The organism is Paenisporosarcina sp. OV554 (genome assembly GCF_003058165.1).
Classification (GTDB): Bacteria; Bacillota; Bacilli; order Bacillales_A; family Planococcaceae; genus Paenisporosarcina.
Genome location: NZ_QBUC01000037.1, coordinates 1 through 20,308, shown reverse-complemented (window position 1 = coordinate 20,308; position 20,308 = coordinate 1). Strand labels below are relative to the sequence as shown.

Annotated in this window: 19 protein-coding genes, 1 tRNA gene, 1 rRNA gene, 1 other RNA gene and 1 other annotated feature; of the genes, 4 read left to right on the top strand and 18 right to left on the bottom strand. The window is 38.9% G+C overall.

Annotated elements, in window-relative coordinates; translation table 11 throughout:
- Positions 1 to 400: 400 nt before the first annotated feature.
- The 6 genes from C8K15_RS18840 to ffs form a co-directional block, all read right to left on the bottom strand.
- A complete protein-coding gene (locus tag C8K15_RS18840) occupies positions 401 to 661 on the bottom strand; it encodes a pro-sigmaK processing inhibitor BofA family protein (RefSeq protein WP_108587959.1) in 261 nt (86 codons plus the stop codon).
- Between the two features lie 68 nt (positions 662 to 729).
- Positions 730 to 942 (bottom strand): YaaL family protein, encoded by a 213-nt coding sequence (locus C8K15_RS18835; RefSeq protein ID WP_108587958.1) that lies wholly within the window; start codon positions 940 to 942, stop codon positions 730 to 732.
- A 20-nt stretch (positions 943 to 962) separates the two neighbouring features.
- On the bottom strand, positions 963 to 1,559 hold the full coding sequence (gene recR, locus C8K15_RS18830) for a recombination mediator RecR (protein WP_108587957.1): 597 nt from the start codon (positions 1,557 to 1,559) through the stop codon (positions 963 to 965).
- An 11-nt stretch (positions 1,560 to 1,570) separates the two neighbouring features.
- Positions 1,571 to 1,891: a YbaB/EbfC family nucleoid-associated protein gene (locus C8K15_RS18825; protein ID WP_108587956.1), complete on the bottom strand. Its 321-nt coding sequence runs from the start codon at positions 1,889 to 1,891 to the stop codon at positions 1,571 to 1,573.
- Positions 1,892 to 1,905: 14 nt separating this feature from the next.
- Complete coding sequence (dnaX, locus tag C8K15_RS18820) at positions 1,906 to 3,675, bottom strand: DNA polymerase III subunit gamma/tau (protein WP_108587955.1); 1,770 nt, start codon at positions 3,673 to 3,675, stop codon at positions 1,906 to 1,908.
- A gap of 152 nt (positions 3,676 to 3,827) precedes the next feature.
- An RNA gene (gene ffs, locus C8K15_RS18815) (signal recognition particle sRNA large type) lies at positions 3,828 to 4,094 on the bottom strand.
- 323 nt (positions 4,095 to 4,417) lie between these two features.
- On the opposite strand from ffs, the gene C8K15_RS18810 reads away from it, so the two are divergent.
- Positions 4,418 to 4,510 (top strand) — tRNA-Ser (locus tag C8K15_RS18810).
- A gap of 143 nt (positions 4,511 to 4,653) precedes the next feature.
- Here C8K15_RS18810 and C8K15_RS18805 read toward each other — a convergent pair.
- The gene (locus tag C8K15_RS18805; protein ID WP_108587954.1) at positions 4,654 to 5,187 is read right to left on the bottom strand and encodes a GNAT family N-acetyltransferase; all 534 of its coding nucleotides are present in this window, start codon (positions 5,185 to 5,187) and stop codon (positions 4,654 to 4,656) included.
- A 138-nt stretch (positions 5,188 to 5,325) separates the two neighbouring features.
- Between C8K15_RS18805 and C8K15_RS18800 the strand changes: the two genes are divergently transcribed.
- Positions 5,326 to 5,799, top strand: coding sequence for a hypothetical protein (locus C8K15_RS18800; RefSeq protein WP_108587953.1), 474 nt, complete (start codon positions 5,326 to 5,328; stop codon positions 5,797 to 5,799).
- A gap of 51 nt (positions 5,800 to 5,850) precedes the next feature.
- Here the strand turns inward: C8K15_RS18800 and C8K15_RS18795 are convergent, their stop codons facing one another.
- From C8K15_RS18795 to C8K15_RS18785, 3 genes are all read right to left on the bottom strand, one after another.
- Positions 5,851 to 6,519 (bottom strand): deoxynucleoside kinase, encoded by a 669-nt coding sequence (locus C8K15_RS18795; protein WP_108587952.1) that lies wholly within the window; start codon positions 6,517 to 6,519, stop codon positions 5,851 to 5,853.
- Entirely contained in the window at positions 6,516 to 7,154 is a 639-nt protein-coding gene (locus tag C8K15_RS18790) for a deoxynucleoside kinase (RefSeq protein WP_108587951.1), read from the bottom strand. Before C8K15_RS18790 ends, C8K15_RS18795 begins: the two co-directional genes overlap by 4 nt.
- Positions 7,155 to 7,267: 113 nt before the next feature.
- Positions 7,268 to 8,404 carry a glycosyl hydrolase family 18 protein gene (locus C8K15_RS18785; RefSeq protein ID WP_108587950.1) on the bottom strand — a complete coding sequence of 379 codons (1,137 nt, stop codon included), beginning with the start codon at positions 8,402 to 8,404 and terminating at the stop codon, positions 7,268 to 7,270.
- An 85-nt stretch (positions 8,405 to 8,489) separates the two neighbouring features.
- Between C8K15_RS18785 and tadA the strand changes: the two genes are divergently transcribed.
- Positions 8,490 to 8,975: a tRNA adenosine(34) deaminase TadA gene (tadA, locus tag C8K15_RS18780; protein WP_108587949.1), complete on the top strand. Its 486-nt coding sequence runs from the start codon at positions 8,490 to 8,492 to the stop codon at positions 8,973 to 8,975.
- Positions 8,976 to 9,024: 49 nt separating this feature from the next.
- Here tadA and serS read toward each other — a convergent pair whose 3' ends face one another.
- The 4 genes from serS to pdxS all read right to left on the bottom strand — a co-directional run bounded on the left by serS (position 9,025) and on the right by pdxS (position 14,249).
- A complete protein-coding gene (gene serS, locus C8K15_RS18775) occupies positions 9,025 to 10,302 on the bottom strand; it encodes a serine--tRNA ligase (protein WP_108587948.1) in 1,278 nt (425 codons plus the stop codon).
- A gap of 80 nt (positions 10,303 to 10,382) precedes the next feature.
- Positions 10,383 to 10,597: a binding site (T-box leader), on the bottom strand.
- A gap of 144 nt (positions 10,598 to 10,741) precedes the next feature.
- Positions 10,742 to 12,343 (bottom strand): M4 family metallopeptidase, encoded by a 1,602-nt coding sequence (locus tag C8K15_RS18770; RefSeq protein ID WP_369973791.1) that lies wholly within the window; start codon positions 12,341 to 12,343, stop codon positions 10,742 to 10,744.
- Positions 12,344 to 12,769: 426 nt separating this feature from the next.
- Positions 12,770 to 13,357, bottom strand: a complete 588-nt coding sequence (pdxT, locus tag C8K15_RS18765; protein WP_108587946.1) for a pyridoxal 5'-phosphate synthase glutaminase subunit PdxT — start codon at positions 13,355 to 13,357, stop codon at positions 12,770 to 12,772.
- Position 13,358: 1 nt separating this feature from the next.
- Positions 13,359 to 14,249: a pyridoxal 5'-phosphate synthase lyase subunit PdxS gene (gene pdxS / locus C8K15_RS18760; protein WP_108587945.1), complete on the bottom strand. Its 891-nt coding sequence runs from the start codon at positions 14,247 to 14,249 to the stop codon at positions 13,359 to 13,361.
- Between the two features lie 105 nt (positions 14,250 to 14,354).
- On the opposite strand from pdxS, the gene pdxR reads away from it, so the two are divergent.
- On the top strand, positions 14,355 to 15,764 hold the full coding sequence (pdxR, locus tag C8K15_RS18755; protein ID WP_108587944.1) for a MocR-like pyridoxine biosynthesis transcription factor PdxR: 1,410 nt from the start codon (positions 14,355 to 14,357) through the stop codon (positions 15,762 to 15,764).
- Positions 15,765 to 15,800: 36 nt separating this feature from the next.
- Here the strand turns inward: pdxR and C8K15_RS18750 are convergent, their stop codons facing one another.
- The 4 genes from C8K15_RS18750 to rrf all read right to left on the bottom strand — a co-directional run bounded on the left by C8K15_RS18750 (position 15,801) and on the right by rrf (position 20,201).
- Entirely contained in the window at positions 15,801 to 17,159 is a 1,359-nt protein-coding gene (locus tag C8K15_RS18750; protein ID WP_369973790.1) for a serine hydrolase, read from the bottom strand.
- A 145-nt stretch (positions 17,160 to 17,304) separates the two neighbouring features.
- Positions 17,305 to 18,768, bottom strand: coding sequence for an IMP dehydrogenase (gene guaB / locus C8K15_RS18745; protein WP_108587942.1), 1,464 nt, complete (start codon positions 18,766 to 18,768; stop codon positions 17,305 to 17,307).
- Between the two features lie 106 nt (positions 18,769 to 18,874).
- Positions 18,875 to 19,351, bottom strand: coding sequence for a glutathione peroxidase (locus C8K15_RS18740; RefSeq protein ID WP_108587941.1), 477 nt, complete (start codon positions 19,349 to 19,351; stop codon positions 18,875 to 18,877).
- A 734-nt stretch (positions 19,352 to 20,085) separates the two neighbouring features.
- Positions 20,086 to 20,201: ribosomal RNA gene (gene rrf / locus C8K15_RS18735) — 5S ribosomal RNA — on the bottom strand.
- Positions 20,202 to 20,308: the final 107 nt, after the last annotated feature.

The window sequence follows — 20,308 nt, the reverse complement described above, 5'->3', positions numbered from 1 at the left end:
TGTATTAGGCACGCCGCCAGCGTTCGTCCTGAGCCAGGATCAAACTCTCCATAATGGTGAGTCGATTAGCTCGACTTTGTTGCTGGCGTCAAAAATTTGACGTTTATAATGAACGGTTAAGTTCAAGTTTGTTTTCGATACCGACAGGTGTCGGCGGAAGAAAACGTTTTTGCTTCCCGCACCGAAGTACGTTCCGCTTGTTAGTTGACGTTTTGCTGTTCAGTTTTCAAGGTTCACGTTGTTGGTCACTGTTTCAACAGCAACTCTTATATCTTATCAAAACCTTATTGTTATGTCAACAAAAAGTTTTGCTTATTCATTTACTTCGTCGCTCTTAAATCAGCAACTTAATAAATATATCAGTCTGACTTATATAAGTCAATACTATTATTCAATAAAATTATAGAAATATAGAAATCGTTATCACACTAGCTATTCCTGGTATTCCTAAGAAGGCAATGAGTAAACCAGATACAATATTAATCGGAATGAATAAGCCGAATTGACTTGCGATAAGATTAATTGCAAACAAAATAACAAACGCAAACGCTACTCTAAACCACCAAATAGAGAATCCTTCGATTACTCGTCCTTTCGATGCTTTGTTCAGCAATAAAAAAAGAAGCACTGTTATACCAATCAAATAAAGAGCCAGCTTCATCTAGCATCTCCTACCTCTCATAATAAGTTATCTACTAACTATATGAAGGGATTGGTATAACATATACTTCATTTCAAAAGGATTTTTCGTAGTCGTGCTTCTTTATATAGAAAGAAGTGTTTACTTTCAGCAATTTTTCGTTGCACAATAATCGTCAAATCGTAATCATCTATTAGCGCTTCAATGTTTTGTGCTTGCCGCCATTCTTCTTTCGTTTCTTTCATTAAGGTAATAAACTTCGCATCGAAGTCTTTTTTAAGTTTTGCTCTTTTGAAAAACATCTAACAGCTAGGCCTCCCCTTTAAAACTCCCGTCGACCTTCTAGCGCTTTAGACAAAGTGACCTCATCCGCATATTCTAGATCTCCACCTACTGGAAGTCCGTGCGCAATTCGTGTTGTACGAATCCCCGACGGTCTGACTAGCCTCGAAATATACATAGCAGTTGCTTCGCCCTCAATCGTTGGATTGGTTGCTAATATTAATTCCACTACTCGTTCATCTTGTAGTCTCTTCAACAAAGGCGGAACATTAATATCTTCCGGACCTATTCCATCCATTGGAGATATAGCGCCATGAAGTACATGATACAATCCTTTATAATCTCTCATTTTTTCCAGAGCAATGACGTCTTTCGTATCTTGTACTACACAAATAACTGTGTCGTCACGTTGCTTGTCTTGGCAAATATGACAAGGATCAACATCTGTAATGTGACCGCAAATTGAACAGTAACTTAAATTACGTTTAGCATCTACTAGTGCCTTAGCAAATTCGAGTACTGTGTCTTCCTTCATACTTAACACGAAAAATGCCAGACGGGCCGCAGTTTTCGGCCCAATACCTGGCAATTTCATGAAACTATCAATCAATTTCGATATCGGTTCAGGATAATGCATGTGCTTTCCTCCTAGAACATGCCAGGGAGGTTCAATCCTTTCGTGAATTGTCCCATCGTGGAGTTCGTTGTTTCTTCCGCTTTTTTCATTGCATCATTTGTAGCGATAACAATTAGATCTTGTAACATTTCAATATCTTCAGGATCAACGACAGTTGCATCTAGTGCTACATTAATTACTTCTTTGTGTCCAGAGACAGTTACTTTAACCATACCTCCGCCAGCAACACCTTCAAAATGTTGAGTTCCTAATTCTTCTTGAGCCTCAGCCATTTGTTTTTGCATTTTTTGCATTTGTTTCATCATACCTTGCATATTTCCCATTCCACGCATATTAATTTTCCTCCCTAATCATCATGTATTTCTACAAACTCTTTACCAAACAACTTTTCTGCCTCTACTATCAAAGGGTCTTCAGTAGCCGCTTTTTCTTCCTTCATGAAACTTAACATTTCATCTGCCGCTTGTTCTGTCTCACTCATTTCCGATGGTGAATCCGAATTTGAATCCGTTGTCTTCAATCCTTTGTGACGAATAAACTCTTCACGGATAATAATCCACGGCTCTTCTGGAACAAACAATATTTCATACATTTTCCCTGTTAAATTCATTAATAAGTGAGAAAAGGCACTAGAGAAGGTCTGATTATCAGCTGCCATTTGGCAATGAATATCGTATTTAAATTTTAACACAAATGCACTATCAGATGCGGCAACTGGTTCTGCTTCATTCAAAAGAGCAGCGTGAGACTTCTGCAACTGATTCATAATCGTAGTCCAATGTGATTTAATCAGTTGAATATCTTGTTTCGTTGCAGTTTTCAATACTTCTTGTATTCGTCCTGACGGTGCTTTGTAACCAGTTTGCGTTCTTAAACGTTGTCGTTTTTGAGATTCACTCGCTTGAGGAGTCTGTCCACCATTCGATGCAACTCCCTGCTTAACTTGTTGTTCAAGGGCTACTAGCATTTGTTCTAGTTGCACAATTTTCTCTTCAAAGTGACTTAAATCAACTTCTTGTTGAGAGTTGCTTTCTTTTACTTGAGACATTTTTAATAGTGCGGTCTCTAAATAAACTTTTGCGTGATTAGAATAACGCATTTCTTGTTGAGTAGCTGCAAGGATTTCAATGTAACGATACAGTTTATCTACAGGAAACTGACTTGCCAATACTTTAAACTTCTCATCATTTGATGCTAGTTCTAGTAAATCATCAAGAGAAGGTGCCGTATTCATTAATAGTAAGTCCCGGAAGAAAGTGATTAAATCCTCAGTTAAACGAACTGCATCCTTCCCTTCTTTCATTAACTCTTCTAAAAGAGTCAATACTTTACCTACATCTTTTGATAATAACGATTCTGCTAGTTGATAAAAGATTTCTTGACCAATTGAACCCGTCACCAAAAGTGCGTCTTCAACTGTCATTTCTTCACCACTAAATGACACGACTTGATCGAGCATGCTAAGTGCATCACGCATACCACCAGAAGCAGCTTGTGCGATGACTTTTAACGCTTGATCATTTGCGGGAATACCAGAGTCAGCTAGTACCACATTCATACGGTCCACAATATCCGTAGCCGTAATTCGCTTAAAGTCAAAACGTTGACATCTAGAAATAATCGTTAACGGTAATTTATGCGGCTCAGTTGTCGCTAAGATAAATACAACGTGAGACGGTGGTTCCTCGAGTGTTTTTAATAAGGCATTAAATGCACTATTAGACAACATATGCACTTCATCTATGATATACACTTTATAGCGTGAATTCGCAGGAGCAAATCGAACTTTTTCGATAATATCGCGAATTTCTTCTACACGTGAATTGGATGCGGCATCAAATTCGATTACATCCGTATTTGATCCATTCGTAATACTTTTACACGTTTCACATTCATTACATGGTTCTGAAACAGGTCCTCGTTCACAATTTAATGCTTTTGCAAAGATTTTTGCAGCACTGGTTTTACCAGTGCCACGAGGTCCATTGAACAAATAAGCATGCGTTGTTTTATTATAAAGGAGAGCATTTTGAAGGGTTTGTTTCACATGTGCTTGACCCGACATTTCTGCGAATGATTGCGGTCGGTAAACACGATAAAAAGCTTGATACGCCAACTGATTTCTCCCCTTAAAGTGTGATTTTAAACAGTCCTTTAATTATACCATAATGTGAATCCTCTAGCTCTTTTGAAACCCAAGAAATCTCGAACAAAAAAGGTGTTTATTCGCATGGATAGCGAACAAACACCTGTATAGAAGTATGTATGCCGTGCACCTTCCTTCGACTGACATACATAGGCGGTACCTCTGTCGTTAGCTCAGTCTAGGCAACCCTGCGGCACATGAGAAATTCCACTTAAGGCTGCTTCCTTCCGGACCTGACCTGATTCATGGATACCCATTGCGCAGGACCCAGACGTCAACACTACGTGCAAAAGTCAGACCCTACATATAAACAGCCTTAGAGAAGGAGTTCAGTCTCGCTAGAGCGGATTGCGAGTTACAAGACACCGCTAACTCCCCACCTAGCACGGCACTTATAAGTATACTTACTTCGAACTCAAAAATCAAATGGTACTTTTTGATAAACTGAAAGATTCACTTAATATCTTCTTATTCTACTACGGCCATATCCGTTTAAATATAGTGGTAGCAGCACTTTAACGACTAGGTTTTTATTATGAAAAAGTATTTCCCTCTTTCTTCCACGATTAATGTTACTAGGATTTTTATCTTTAAACCCTTCTGCACCTTTTATTCACGATCTGATAAAAGATGCAATATTTAAACTTTATTTTTTTTAGAGGTTCTTGTTGACTTTGTTTTTTTTACATGATAAATTATAGTCTGTTGACACGGAGGTATACCCAAGTTTGGCTGAAGGGATCGGTCTTGAAAACCGACAGGGGAGTAAAATCCCGCGGGGGTTCGAATCCCTCTACCTCCTCCATTTTTCAACAAAAACGCGCATATAGATGGAGATTGTTATTCGTTACTTACGTAACGAATTTTCTTCTAACATAAATAGTCCGAATATTAAGAAGGCGACTCACTTGAGTCGTCTTTTTTTTGTAGAAAATCGTCTATTTCCTTTTAGCTTTCTATTTCTTTTAATAATACCCGGACGTCCTTCCATCCATAGGAAACTTCCTCTACTGATAATTCTTCTAAGTATTTAACCTCCAAATACTTCCCTCCCATTTTTTCATAAAATGTTCTTGCTGGGTTTTCTTTTAACACCCATACAATCATGTTGAAAAACCCATTGTTTTTTAGTTTTTCTGCAAATCGCCTTAACATTTCTCTACCAATTCCCTGGTTTTGAACTTCCTCAAGTAAATAAAATGAATATACTTCAGCATCGTACTTATCCTTTTCTCCCCTATTTTGACCACCATCTATGAAACCTATTATTTGTTGTTGATCATCTTCTGCAATAAGTATTTGATACTTTTCCGAAGGATTCTCTAGTCTCTCTCTCCATCTCTTCGTTCTGTTTTCGATATTCAATTTGTTCAAAAAATCATCTGAAATAATTCCTATATAGGTTGATTTCCATGAATTGATATGGACTTTAGCAATCCCTTCCGCATCTTCTAGTGTGGCTTTGCGAATTTGATATTCCATCTACTCAGTTCCTTTTTCATATGATGTAAGATAATAAATTTTTAGATTAACTTCACTTATCCTCTAATCAAGATTTTCCTCATTCTGTAACTTAAATAAAACCGCACACGTCAGATGGAAGAAATAAGGAGGCTCCGAATGAAAAGGAAATCATTTTTGATTGCATTCTTATTAATATTCGTATGTTCATCATTCTTCTTGGCCAACAAATCTTCTGCAGATTGGGCATATTCGTTTGTAGTATGGAACGGGGTTATATACGTAGTTAGTGATGAAGTGGTCGATCAAGTCGATCGAGAAATTGGAAAAGTGACTAAGTATTCAGATTTGGAGGGAACGTATTCAGGCAACTTTTCAAACGCTTATCGTAAAGGCACAAAGTATTTTTCAATAATGGATGTAAATACAAAGGACGCCATTGCCATTGAAGACATAAATGGGCATTACGTAAAAGCGATTCAGAATGAAAAATATGCCGGCAACAATATTCAAAGCTCTTTTGTGGGTATTAATATGAACGTTAATAAGTTCCTTATTGAACTGTTGACCATTTTTTCAATCGTTGCAATTGGCAGCTATATTGCGACCAAAAGTAATAAGTCATTAACTTAGACTATGTTTAGATAGAAAAAACCTCCAGCTTTCGCTGAAGGTCCGTTTACTCTATTTACGTAATACTGAAGTTTGTTCAATTAAGCTGCCTACACGTTCTACAATTTGTTCTACAGTATCTGGATTTTTCATTAAATCATAATCATTAATATTCAAACGCAGGACTGGGCAACCATTGAATGTATTAATCCAGTTTTCATAACGCTCATGCATTTCGTACCAGTACTCTACTGGTGTAGATTGTTCCATTGGACGACCGCGCTCTTGAATACGACTTAAAATATCTTCAATTGATCCATCTAAATAGATGAGTAAATCTGGGTGTGGGAAATACGGCGTCATTACCATTGCATCAAAGAGACTTGTGTAAGTTTCGTAATCTGTTAGGCTCATTGTGCCTTTTTCTACATGCATTTTGGCAAAAATTCCGGTATCTTCATAAATAGAACGATCTTGAATAAATCCACCACCGTATTCAAAAATACGTTTTTGTTCTTTAAAGCGCTCAGCTAAAAAATAAATTTGTAAATGAAAACTCCATTTTTCAAAGTCGTCATAGAAACGATCCAAGTATGGGTTTGCGTCCACTTTTTCAAAAGATGTGCGGAAATTTAGTGCATCTGCAAGTGCTTTTGTCATCGTTGATTTCCCTACACCTACAGTTCCAGCTATAGTAATAACGGCATTCTTAGGGATGCCATATTTTTCACGTAAGTTCATACATGGAGACTCCTTTGTTGTAGCGTTTCATCTACTTTTTTTAAGATCCAGTTTAAATCAGATTTATTTTCCACAAAATCCAGTTCATCTCCATTAAAACGCAGTACTGGAATTTCTGGATGAGTTTCTTCAAAATGTTGAATAAACGTTTGATAGTCATCAGAAAGTTGTTTCATATAATCCGCACTTATCATTTTTTCAAATTCACGACCACGAAGTGCGATGCGTTTCATTAGTGTATCCAAACTTGCATGTAAGTAAATAACCATGTTCGGTCGAGGCATATCTTGTGTCAAAATACGGTATATGGATTCATATTTTTCGTACTCTTCTGCTGGGAGAGTACGTTTCGCGAAAATTAAGTTCTTAAAGATATGATAATCCGCCACAACAGGTTCACTCTTTGCAATGTATTTCTTTTGAATATCACTTAATTGTTTGTATCGATTGCAAAGGAAAAACATTTCTGTTTGGAAACTCCACTCTTCAATGTCTTCGTAAAACTTATTTAAAAATGGATTTTCATCCACAATTTCTTTTAAAAGTTGAAATTTATTTGCGTCAGCAATGGCCTTTGAAAGTGACGTCTTTCCAACACCAATCGGGCCTTCAACCGTGATAAATGGAATCGGCATTAGAATCCTCCTACTAGTTCTCAAAAATAGTTCAATGTCCCCTATTCTATCACAGCTTGAAAATGAAAAATAGAGCTAAAACCACTTTCCCAAAGAGGAAAAGCGATTTAGCTCTATCTTTTTCTGACCTTAAACGTTTCATTTAAAAGGCTCCAATTTTGTGGGAATTTAAATCCCATATGCCAGTAACTGATTCCTCTTAATTTTAATTCTTTCATCAAATTAAATTTCGCTTGAATAGACCGGGCATCCTCAAACCATACCACATGCTCTATCCCGTCTCGCCAGTAATTGTAATATGGGGCTTGGGCTGTGTTGTCGTAAAGTATTGCAGCATTACGTTCGCGTGCTAGCTCAATTGCACGTTGTGGACTAATGGCCTGCGCTGGTGGATTTCCAGGTTTATACGGTAATGTCCAATCATATCCATACAAATTTTGACCCATCAGAATTTTTGTCGCAGGCATTTCTGTTAATGCGTATTCCAACACTTGTCTGACTGGCCCTATAGGCGACACAGCCATTGGCGGACCTCCACTATACCCCCATTCATATGTCATGATCACGACAAAATCGACTACTTCAGCAATTTTTTTGTAGTCATGCCCTCCATACCATTTTCCTTCTTGGGTAGCAGATGTTTTAGGAGGTAGAGCCGCTGATAACGTTAATCCACTTGTAGCTGCTTTTACACGTTTTAAAAAATCAACATACGCTTGTCGATCTTCTTTTCGTAAATATTCAAAGTCAAAATGAATATCTTTGGCATTCTTAGCTTTTGCTTCAGCTAAGATATTCGCGATTAGCTTATCTTGCACTGCTTGGCTGGCAAAAATCTCTTGTGCTAACGTATCACTAAATGCACCGTCTTCAATGTTTGTAACGACAATTGCCGAGGTGATATTCTCATCAGTCGCAATCTTCTCAAGACCACCCCAGTTTAAAGGGGTCAAGGAGCCGTCACGCTTTACATCATATGAAAATGGCATCATATAAGTTAATAACGGTCCTCGTTTCTTCACTTCATCTAACAGGGTTTGGGATGGAGTTTCTGTGTAAAACTCAACATAACCGTTAGAATCAATAGTTGGTCGATTAGGATTAGGTGTTCCCGGAATTATGATTGTTTGACCCACAACTAAAACGTCTGGGTTGTCTAGTTCATTGACCTGAGTTAGTGTTGCAGTCGTTGTATTATACTCATTAGCAATCGAATATAGGCTATCTCCTGTCTCCACTACATAAATCATTTAAAACCTCCTCGTTCCACATCTCTTTTATGCTATGCGTCGAACAATTAAAACATGCTACACTTAACTCAAGGAGCGATGCATAATGGATGTATTTAAAGAAGATCGGACATATATGTTAGAAGCACTAATCGAAGCAGAAAAAGCAGCAACTTTAGGAGAAGTTCCGATTGGAGCTGTCATTGTTTATCAAAATGAAATCATTGCACGTGCACATAATTTACGTGAAACAACCCAAAATGCAACAACTCATGCAGAACTACTTGCGATACAACAAGCGTGTGCTAAAATCGGCAGTTGGCGTTTAGAAGATATGACCCTTTATGTCACACTTGAACCTTGCCCTATGTGTGCAGGAGCAATTTTACAATCTCGTATACCACGTGTGGTTTATGGGGCACGTGATGTCAAAGCAGGATGCGTCGATTCACTCTATCGATTGCTCAATGACGCGAGATTTAATCATGAGTGTGAAGTAACAGAAGGTATTTTAGCTGATGAGTGCGGTGGGATACTCACTCGATTTTTCCGCAATCTTCGCGAACAAAAAAAGAACCGGAAACGAACTTAAATAACAAGTTCATTTCCGGTTTTCTTTTAATTAAGTGGAACTTTCCACTCTATTTACTGATGACTTCTTTTCCACCCATGTAAGGACGTAATACTTCGGGAATAATAACCGTACCGTCTTCTTGTTGATAGTTTTCCAAAATGGCTGCAACTGTTCGACCAAGTGCTAATCCACTACCGTTTAATGTATGCACAAACTCAGGCTTGGCATTCGGTTCACGACGGAAACGAATGTTAGCACGACGCGCTTGGAAATCCTCAAAGTTACTACAAGAAGAAATCTCACGATACACACCTTGAGCTGGAATCCATACTTCGATATCATATTTTTTCGCAGCCGTAAATCCTAAATCAGCTGTACACATTTTCAATACACGGTAAGGCAAGCCTAATAATTGAAGAACTTTTTCTGCATGTCCAGTCAATTTCTCCAGTTCATTATAAGATTCATCCGGGTTTACAAAACGGACAAGTTCTACTTTATTGAATTGATGTTGACGAATCAATCCACGTGTATCGCGACCCGCAGAACCCGCTTCAGAACGGAAACATGCACTGTATGCTGCAAAACCTTGTGGCAATGCGTCTTTCACTAAAATTTCATCTCGGTAGAAGTTAGTTACTGTCACTTCAGATGTTGGAATCAAGAAGAAATCTTCTTTTTCAATTAAAAATGCATCTTCTTCAAACTTTGGCAATTGGCCAGTACCTGTAAGACTTGCACGGTTCGCTAAATATGGAGGTAACATTTCTTCGTAGCCATGCTCTTCAGTATGAAGGTCAATCATAAAGTTCATCAACGCACGCTCTAAACGAGCGCCTAACCCACGATAAAACACGAATCGGCTACCCGTTGTTTTAGCAGCCCGTTCAAAATCAACGATATTTAATCCTGTTGCAATATCCCAGTGTGGTTTTGGTTCAAAATCAAATTCGCGAATTTCTCCCCATGTACGGTCTTCAACGTTATCATCTTCTGAATCTCCAACAGGAACACTGTCGTGTGGAATATTTGGCAAACGCATCATCATGTCATCGAATTTTTCTTCAACTTCACGAAGTTCATTATCTAAGACTTTGATTTCATCACCCACTTGACGCATACGTAGGATAACATCATCCGCATTTTCTTTATTACGCTTCATTACAGCGACTTTCTCTGAAGCTTCATTACGTTCAGCTTTTAATACTTCAGCTTTACCTATTAGCTCACGACGCTTTGAATCAAGTTCTGCAAATTGATCAAAGTTTCCTAAATCTTCTCCACGTTTTTCAAGTTTTTCTTTGATTTCTTCATAATTGGCTCTAACGCGTTTTACATCTAACATGTGTTTTTCCTCCTCTAATTTTGATGATGGGCATCAAGCAACAAGCGTTTAGACAACAAAAAAAGCCCTCAATCCCCTTGGAAAGGGACGAGAGCTACCCGCGTTGCCACCCTGATTGATTTGTCCATACGAACAAATCCACTTGTCTCATAACGGCTTTTCAACCGGCTACAACTTACTAACTTTCAGTTGCGCTACTCCAGGACGGATTCACAAGGGTTTTTACCGACTTACACCACCCGTCGGCTCTCTAGAAAAAACGGAACTTGTTACTACTTCCCATCATCGTTTCATATGTGAAATTAAACATACTTTACTACAGGCCGAGAATTTTGGCAAGCTTCCATTCATTTCAAAAAAAATCAGCACCCACCATTTCTGATGCATGCTGACCTCTTTACTTATATCAAAATTCTAAACTTTTTTCTTTTTGTAAGGATTAATTAACACCAACAGCTGTAAATGCTGCTTTTACGCTTGAAACTTCACTGCTACTAGCACCGTAAAGATCGGTTGCCGCTTGAACAGAAGCTGCACGGTACTGACTGAAAGTCGAGTTAGGCGTTAAGTATTGTGTTAGAGTACGGTAGAAAATTTTACCTGTTTTATCATTGCCAATACCTGCTACACTTACGCCGTAATGAGTCCCACCGTTGGATAACAAGTATGCAGCTTTATTACTGATACCAGAGTTAATATGAACGCCGCCGTAATCGCCTGAACCTGTATAGCGAACAGAATAATGATCAGGATCTCCTTGTAATGTTGGGTCGGCCATTGAACGCAGTGCATCTCCCGCTGTACCTGGTGTATAGATATCTTCACCAATTAACCAATCTGGATTGTTATTAAAATGAAATTCTGTTAACGTACCAAAAATATCAGACATAGATTCATTGATTGCACCAGACTCATTTTGATAGACAAGATCCGCAGTGGTATCTGTCACTGCATGTGTTAACTCATGTGCGATAACATCAAGTGCTCCTGATAATGGAATGAACGTAGAACCATCACCATCACCATAAACCATTTGTGAACCGCTCCAAAAAGCATTATTGTAATTTCGACCGTAATGCACTGTTGATATTAACTGTGCTCCATTGCCATCATAACTACTACGACCATGTACATTTTTGTAGTAATCAAATGTTTGTGCTGCATAAGCGTGTGCATCAACTGCCGGAGCATCAAAAGCTGCATTTAATACATTATCGGCATCCAACCAAAGTGTACCAGGTGTTGTTGTGCGATTTTTACCATTATAAGTAAAGATACCATTTCCTCTTGTACGGTCTACTAAGTATGAGCCGCTGCTATTAGTTACAGTATTGAACGATTTTGTATCGCCTAAAATGCCTTTACCTGTACCAACCGTGTTCGTTCCTGTTGGAGAAATTACGCCAGGTGATGCTTTAGCTTCATGAAGTTGATTATATGAATTTAATATATCTCCTGTTTGTGCATCAACAAAATATTGATAATTACCCGGTTCTGGAGATAAGAACTCGAACTCTAATGCATATGCAAATTTAGCTTCCCCATCTTTTGCATAAACCACGAATTCAGGTTTAGCTTCATGCTCCAATACTGGGGCTTGTCCTATTTTTGTTGCTAAATCTACTGAAGCTATATCTAGAGCGTCTGAACGTTTGATTTTCGCTCCGCCTTTTAGTGCTTGTTTTTTATCAAGTTCAGGAGCTACTTCTCCAGAGACAGCTGTTAACACACCATTGCTATCAACATGTGCTGTTACAACTGATCCGGAAACAGGTACACCTTTAAAAATTTGCTGTAATTTCACATTAGTAAACCCAAGTTCATCCTTCGATTGCTCTAAAACTTTGAAACTTGAAAATGGATCTTTACTAAATTTATAGATTCCTTGTTTTTGTGCTAAATAATCAAATACGATTTCTTTTGCTGATTTTTGTGAAGGAGCCGTTAGTTTACCAGAAATGAAGTCTGGTACCTTACTTTTTTGATTTACGTGTATTTTTTCAGAACTCCCACTATTTGTCGCTGCACTAACCGGCGCCATCGCTGCAGATAATGCAACTATAGCCGCTAAACTAAGACTCACTACTTTTTTCTTCTTCACTTAACTCCACTCCCTGGTTTCTGAAAATTCCGAACTTGTTATTCGGATAATTAGTATTCTATATATTTTACTATTCAGAATAAATAGGCAACTATAACTGTTTTTATTTGGATAATTACGGGTTTATTTTCCTGTTATCACAATGTCAAATATTACTAAGAAATAGGCTAAAGTAGCTACTCTGCTAGATTATGTGAACCTAAAGATTTATTCTCGATTCACGCCCCCACTGTAATACACCTACCTTATTAGGCTATGTTTCCAATTGCAGTGAGGCATTAACCTTAAAAGTAGTTCATGTATGTAACAAATCTATTTAAAGTTAATAAGAAACGAAAAAAGCCTGCACATTGGCAGGCTTTTTTGTTACGCTGTTTGATTGTTAAAGCTTTCAACTAATTGAACAAAGTAAGCTGTTACACGGTGATCATCTGTTAATTCTGGATGGAAAGAACAGCCAAGGTATTGACCTTGTTGTGCCATCACAATTCGCCCATTATGCTCACAAAGAACAGTAGTGTCAGGACCTACCTCAGTAATATGAGGGGCACGGATAAAGACAGCTGGAAAATCTTCTGCTACACCTTTAATAGAAAGATGCGCTTCGAAACTATCGACTTGACGACCAAATGAGTTTCGCTCAACCTTGACGTCCATCACACCAATATGTGGTTGATCGTAGCCCACTAGTGAATCAGCAAGCAAGATAAGTCCTGCGCATGTTCCAAACATCGGATGTCCCGCATTTGCAAATGCACGTAAAGGCTCCATCATCCCATATAAATCAATTAGACGACGCATTGTTGTGCTTTCACCACCCGGTAAAATAAGACCGTCAACCCCTGCCAAATCTTCCGCGTGTTTCACAACGACTGCTTGTGCTCCGCTAGCTTCAATCGATTTGATATGTTCTCGAACGGCTCCTTGTAAAGCTAGTACGCCTATTTTCACCATCTTATAATACTCGATCCTGCATACGATCTTTCGCTTCTAAACGAGAAATTTCAATACCCTTCATTGGAACTCCAAGGTCTTTTGAAATTTCAACAAGTAATTTATAGTCTTGGTAATGCGTAGTTGCTTCAACAATTGCACGTGCAAACTTAGCCGGGTTATCAGATTTAAAGATACCTGATCCCACGAATACACCGTCTGCTCCAAGTTCCATCATTAATGCCGCATCTGCTGGAGTTGCTACTCCACCTGCAGCAAAGTTTACAACTGGAAGTCTACCTAAGTGTTTAATTTCAAGTAATACATGGTAAGGTGCGCCTAAAATTTTAGCTTCTGTCATTAATTCATCATCATTCATATGAATAATTTTACGTACTTGAGCATTTAATTTACGCAAATGACGGACTGCTTCTACGATGTTTCCAGTACCAGGTTCACCTTTTGTACGAAGCATTGAAGCACCTTCACCGATTCGACGAGCTGCCTCACCTAAATCTTTGTTCCCACATACAAAAGGAACTGTGAAATTACTCTTAATCAAATGGAACTCTTCATCTGCTGGTGTTAATACTTCCGATTCATCGATATAGTCAACGCCCATTGCTTCTAACATTCTAGCTTCAGAAATATGACCAATACGTGCTTTTGCCATAACAGGAATTGTTACTGCATTCATTACTTCTTCCGTAATACGTGGATCAGCCATACGAGCTACTCCACCAGCTGCACGAATGTCAGATGGTACACGTTCTAAAGCCATTACTGCTACCGCTCCTGCCGCTTCAGCAATGCGCGCTTGTTCTGCATTGATAACGTCCATGATGACGCCACCTTTTTGCATTTCTGCCATTCCACGTTTCAAGCGATCTGTACCTGTAAATTGTTGAGTCATTGTATGTAGCCTCCATTTCATCTATGATTATTAGTATAATGAAGTATGACCATATTAAAAGTGTCAGTTTCTCACTATTTAAGAAGGTCAGTTAGGAGTGTTACTATGGATATGTGGTTAGTTCAAATCGATAAATCTTCTTCAACTCCCCTTTATGAACAACTTTATCGCGAAATGAAAGAACGTATAATTCGTGGTGATTTAGTTGTTGGCACAAAGTTACCATCTAAGCGAAAGTTAGCTGAATTTCTAGCCATAAGTCAAACAACGATTGAACTCGCTTACGGTCAACTTGTCGCCGAAGGCTTTATAACAGCAGTTGCTCGAAGTGGCTACTTTGTTGAGCAAGTAGAAGAACTTGCTTATGTGGAAGAGGCACGTGAAGAACTTGTACAAACGGAATCAGTAAAGCCCCAATACAATATAGATTTTAACTCGGGTCGAATCGATACTACCGCCTTCCCTTTCAATCAATGGCGAAAGTATGCAAAAGACATACTGGATGAAACGTCACGAGATTTATTATTGCTCGGTCATCCTCAAGGAGACATAGAGTTAAGACATGAAATCGCGAGTTATATTTACTCATCGCGTGGAGTCTTATGTACGGCGCAACAAGTTGTGATTGGATCAGGAACCGAACAGTTAATGCCTCTTCTTATTCGCCTTCTCGGCAAACAAGCAATATACGCAATTGAAAATCCTGGCTATCCTATGACTCATCATATATTTGCCAATAACGAAAGAAAAACCTTAGCCGTTGCCGTAGATGAAGAAGGCATGAAAGTTTCCGATCTTGAAAATCAACCTGCAACTGTTGCCTATGTTACTCCCTCCCACCAGTTCCCTACAGGTGCTATATTATCTGCGTCTAGACGAGTCCAACTGCTTAACTGGGCGTCAGGCAAAGAAGGACGCTATATCATTGAAGATGACTATGATAGTGAGTTCCGCTACGTGGGTAAACCGATTCCATCCCTTCAAGGAATGGATCAACGGGAACGCGTCATTTACATTAGTACGTTTTCTAAATCATTGATGCCTTCCTTACGTATCGCCTACTTTGTATTACCCATGCATTTATTACAAGCGTATCGGCATACATTTCCATACTACTCTTCAACAGTGCCGAGACTTGATCAACATGTACTTGCACAGTTCATGCAAGATGGGCATTTTTCTAAACATTTAAATCGTATGCGAAAATTATATCGAAAAAAACTCGAAAAATTGACGCGTGTCTTAGAAGACTATAAACCAACAGTTCTTATATCTGGTGAACAAGCAGGCATGCATATTGTTTTGACAGTAGATAGCGAATCGACTGATTGTGAGTTAGTTGAAATGGCGAAGCAAGCCGATATTCGGGTCTATGCGTTGTCTGAGTATCATCAATCAGCTGAAACCATCTATAGCAAACCTCAACTACTAATTGGCTTCGGTGGGTTTGTAGAAGAAGAGATAGAACCTGCTGTTGAAGCTTTAATGAATGCTTGGAATATCAAAAAACCGTAATTTCTTCACATGAAGAAATTACGGTTTTTTTCGTTATTAAAATAATCCACCGACAAAGTCAGTTGCGCCGCTCCAGAGGTTGCCAAAGAAATGTCCAACTGCCTGTAGTCCAAGGGAAAACCAATTTGCACGCTCAACAGCTTCTGTCGTCACCACTTCAGATGATTTTTCTGTGCCATTGATATAGCCATAATCTTTTCCTTCAGCCTTTACAAGTTCTACATGACCAACCACTTCATCTTTTTTGATAGCAGCTTCTATAGAGCCATCTTTTACTTTTTTCTTATCCAGCACTAATTTAGGAGTATATAACTCTTTTTCACTAGATTTAATCACCATTTCAATCGGCTCTTTTACAGCAATACCGACTTTGTCTTCTTTACCTTTAATTACATTGATATCTTTTTGTTCTTTAAATTCGTATCCACCTGGTACAATTTCTTCTTTTGCAAATTGAGCAAAACCATAATTGAATAACGCGGCTGTTGCATCAAAACGTGCCTTATAAGAACCTACACCTTCGCTATCGACAGCTTTCATGACGACTGCAATAACTCTCAGGCCATCTTTTTCAGCTGTTCCTGTGAAACAATGACCTGCGAAATCTGTTGTCCCTGTTTTTAATCCATCAACTTTAGCACCTTTATATGCATAAACAAGTTCTGGAAGCATGAAGTTCCAGTTATCCATTTTTATTGCATCTGGTGTTCCTTCACGGAATATTTTCGATGGGATACTTGTCGTTTCAAGCACTTGAGGATAATCTTTCATTAAATGGTAAGCCAATTTTGCTACTGACTTTGCCGGCATTACGTTTTCATCTTTTGCCTCAGTGTCTTGAGGATGCATACCTTGTAAATCAGCATTGCTCAAACCAGTTGAGTTCACAAATTTATAATCGACTAACCCTAATTCTTTTGCTTTTTTGTTCATCATGTTCACGAACTCAGACTCTGTTCCACCAATCGTTTCAGCAATCGCTATTGTTGCAGCATTAGCAGAGTAAATCGCCATAGCTTCATACAATTCTTTTATGCTATAAGAACCATCTTGACGTAGTGGTACGTTACTTAAACTACGATCTTGTGAAATTTTGTACGTGTACTCTGTTACTGAGTATTGTTGATCCCATGTAACTTGTCCATTTTCAATTGCTTCAAACAACAAGTACTCTGTCATCATTTTCGTCATACTTGCTATCCCTAAAGCTGTATCTGCATTCTTTTCATATAAAATCTTTCCTGTATCCGCGTCAATTAATATCGCACCATCAACAAATAAATCTAGACTCTCTTCAGCAGCGTCTGTAGAAAGCGGTTGTGTAACAACCATGCTTATCATCAGAACTGGAAGGAGTAACCAGCGCACTAGCGCTTTGTTCCATGCACTCTTCACTTCTAGAACCTCCGCCATTCTCTTTTTAAATTTTTCTCCTTGCTTATTTTATCATAATAAACTGGAATTTGGGACGCTCTATGAAAAAAGCACCCATTCTGCCTAAGAATAAGACATAGAATAAGTGCTAAAGTTTTATTTTTTTTTAAATTGAGTAATTTGGTGATTCTTTTGTAATTTGAACATCGTGTGGATGACTCTCACGAAGTCCTGCACCTGTCATACGAATGAATTGTGAATTCTCACGAAGAACTTGTAAATCTTTTGTTCCACAGTACCCCATACCTGCACGAATACCACCCATAAGTTGGTGAATTGTATCTGAAAGAGGTCCTTTATAAGGTAGACGACCTTCAATACCTTCTGGAACTAATTTTTTCGCATCGTCTTGGAAGTAACGATCTTTCGAACCTTTTTCCATCGCACCAATCGACCCCATACCACGGTACACTTTGAATCTACGTCCCTGGAAGATTTCTGTATCTCCAGGACTTTCTGAAGTACCTGCCAGTAAACTTCCTAGCATGACTACATGTCCACCTGCCGCTAACGCTTTTACGATATCTCCAGAATACTTTATTCCACCGTCTGCGATAATCGTTTTGCCATGTTTACGTGCTTCTGTCGCACAATCGTAGATGGCTGTAATTTGTGGAACTCCAACACCTGCAACTACACGTGTTGTACAAATTGACCCTGGACCGATACCCACTTTCACTACATCCGCACCTGCCTCAAATAAGGCAGCCGTTCCTTCAGCAGTAGCGACGTTCCCAGCGATGATATCCAAGTCCGGATATACTCTGCGAATCTCACCTACTGTATCAAGCACGCCCTGCGAATGACCGTGGGCAGTATCGATAACAATTACGTCTACTTGCGCCTTAACAAGATGCTCAACACGCTTCATCGTATCAGAAGTGACACCAACTGCCGCGCCCACTAACAAACGACCATGGTGATCTTTCGCTGCATTTGGAAACTCAATCACTTTTTCAATATCTTTAATCGTAATTAAGCCTTTTAATACTCCGTTTTCATCAACAATCGGAAGTTTCTCGATTTTATATTGTTGTAAAATCTTTTCCGCATCTTCAAGAGTTGTCCCAACTGAAGCAGTAACTAATTCCTCTTTAGTCATGACATCTTCGATTGCTAATGAATAATCTTGAATAAAGCGGAGATCGCGGTTAGTAATAATCCCAACCAGCTTTAATTCTTCTGTATTATTTACAATCGGTACACCTGAAATACGATATTTTCCCATTAAATGTTCAGCATCGTAAACTTGATGAGTAGGAGTAAGGAAAAATGGATCAGTAATAACGCCATTTTCAGAACGTTTTACAGTAACTACTTGCTCAGCTTGTTCTTCAATGCTCATATTCTTATGAATTATACCAAGACCGCCTTGACGAGCCATCGAAATCGCCATAGAAGCTTCTGTTACTGTATCCATTCCTGCACTTATTACCGGAATATTTAACTTTACTTTTGACGTCAACTGAACAGATAAACTTACATCTTTAGGTAATATATCCGACTTCCCTGGCACAAGTAATACATCATCAAACGTTAAGCCTTCTTTGACAAATTTTGATTCCCACATAATCTCTAACTCCTCCTATGTCCTCTTGAATATTATTGATAAGGTTATCAGCGGCATCAGGGACTGTCAAGGAGCACGAAATAAGAAAGATTATTCCGACTTTTCCTTAAATATATTGCAATAAATCATCTTCAATTTTTTGGGGTGACGACTGTGGGGCATAGCGTTTCACAACATGCCCATCAGGATCAACCAAAAACTTCGTGAAGTTCCATTTAATATCTTCCGTTAAAAATCCTTTTTTCTCGGATACTAAGAATTGAAACAAGGGATGAGCACTGTCCCCTTTCACATCGATCTTCTGAAACATCGGGAAAGAAACTCCGAAATTTATTTGGCAAAATTCCATCGTTTCACTCAAATTATCAAATTCTTGATTACTAAACTGACCACATGGAAACCCTAAAATTACAAGTCCTTGTTCCTTATATTCTTCATACAATTCTTGTAACTCTTGAAACTGCGGAGTAAATCCACATTTACTTGCCGTATTCACAATGATCATCGGTTGACCTTTATATGAACTTATAGAAACTTCTTCTCCATTCGCTTTAGTTGCAGTGAATTCATAAATTTTACTCATTAAAAGTCTTCCCTTCTTTTTGCAAGTTATGATATTAACATATCGAGTTCCATTAAAATGTACAAGTAATTGGATTACTGAATATTATTATAGGGTTGGAAAATGTGTTAACGAAAACCTCACCTTCTATGGAAAAGCGTCTTAAACTGTCTCCATCTTCCTCAGTAATCCTTATCTTTACATGTACCGGCTTCTTATAGCCTAGAGACGTCCTGCTCTTGCAGGGGGAGAGCTTAGAGCTATCATCGGCGCGTACGAGCTTAACTTCCGTATTCGGGCTACGAAAGACGATGAACGGCAGCTTTCTTCGTCACCTGCGGGCTTCTCGTTTATCGCGTATGCAATACGCTCCGAGACTCGCCCCCTTGGTTCCTCGAACTCTTTGTTCCTCCTCTTTCTCGCACACCTTCGACTCAATAGAAAAAATGAACACAAAAAAACCAATACGGTACCGGTTTCCTAGTTGCCTAGCGACGTTCTACTCTTGCAGGGGGAAACTCTAAAGCTACCATCGGCGCACGAGCTTAACTTCCGTATTCGGGCTGCGAAAGACGATGAACGGCAGATTTCTTCGTCACCTGCGGGCTTCTCGTTTCTCGCGTATGGAATACGCTCCGAGTCTCTTCCCTTTGTCTCCTCGAACTCTTTGTTCCACCTCTTTCTCGCACACCTTCGACTCAACAGAAAAAATGAACACAAAAAAACCAGTACCTTTCGGTACCGGCTTCTTACTTGCCTAGCGACGTCCTACTCTTGCAGGGGGAGACCCCCAACTACCATCGGCGCTAAAGAGCTTAACTTCCGTGTTCGGTATGGGAACGGGTGTGACCTCTTTGCCATTATCACTAGACTTATTGAGTGTTTGTTCACTCAAAACTGGATAAACGGGCCATTGAAAGCCATTCAAAATTGTGGTTAAGTCCTCGATCGATTAGTATTCGTCAGCTGCACACGTCG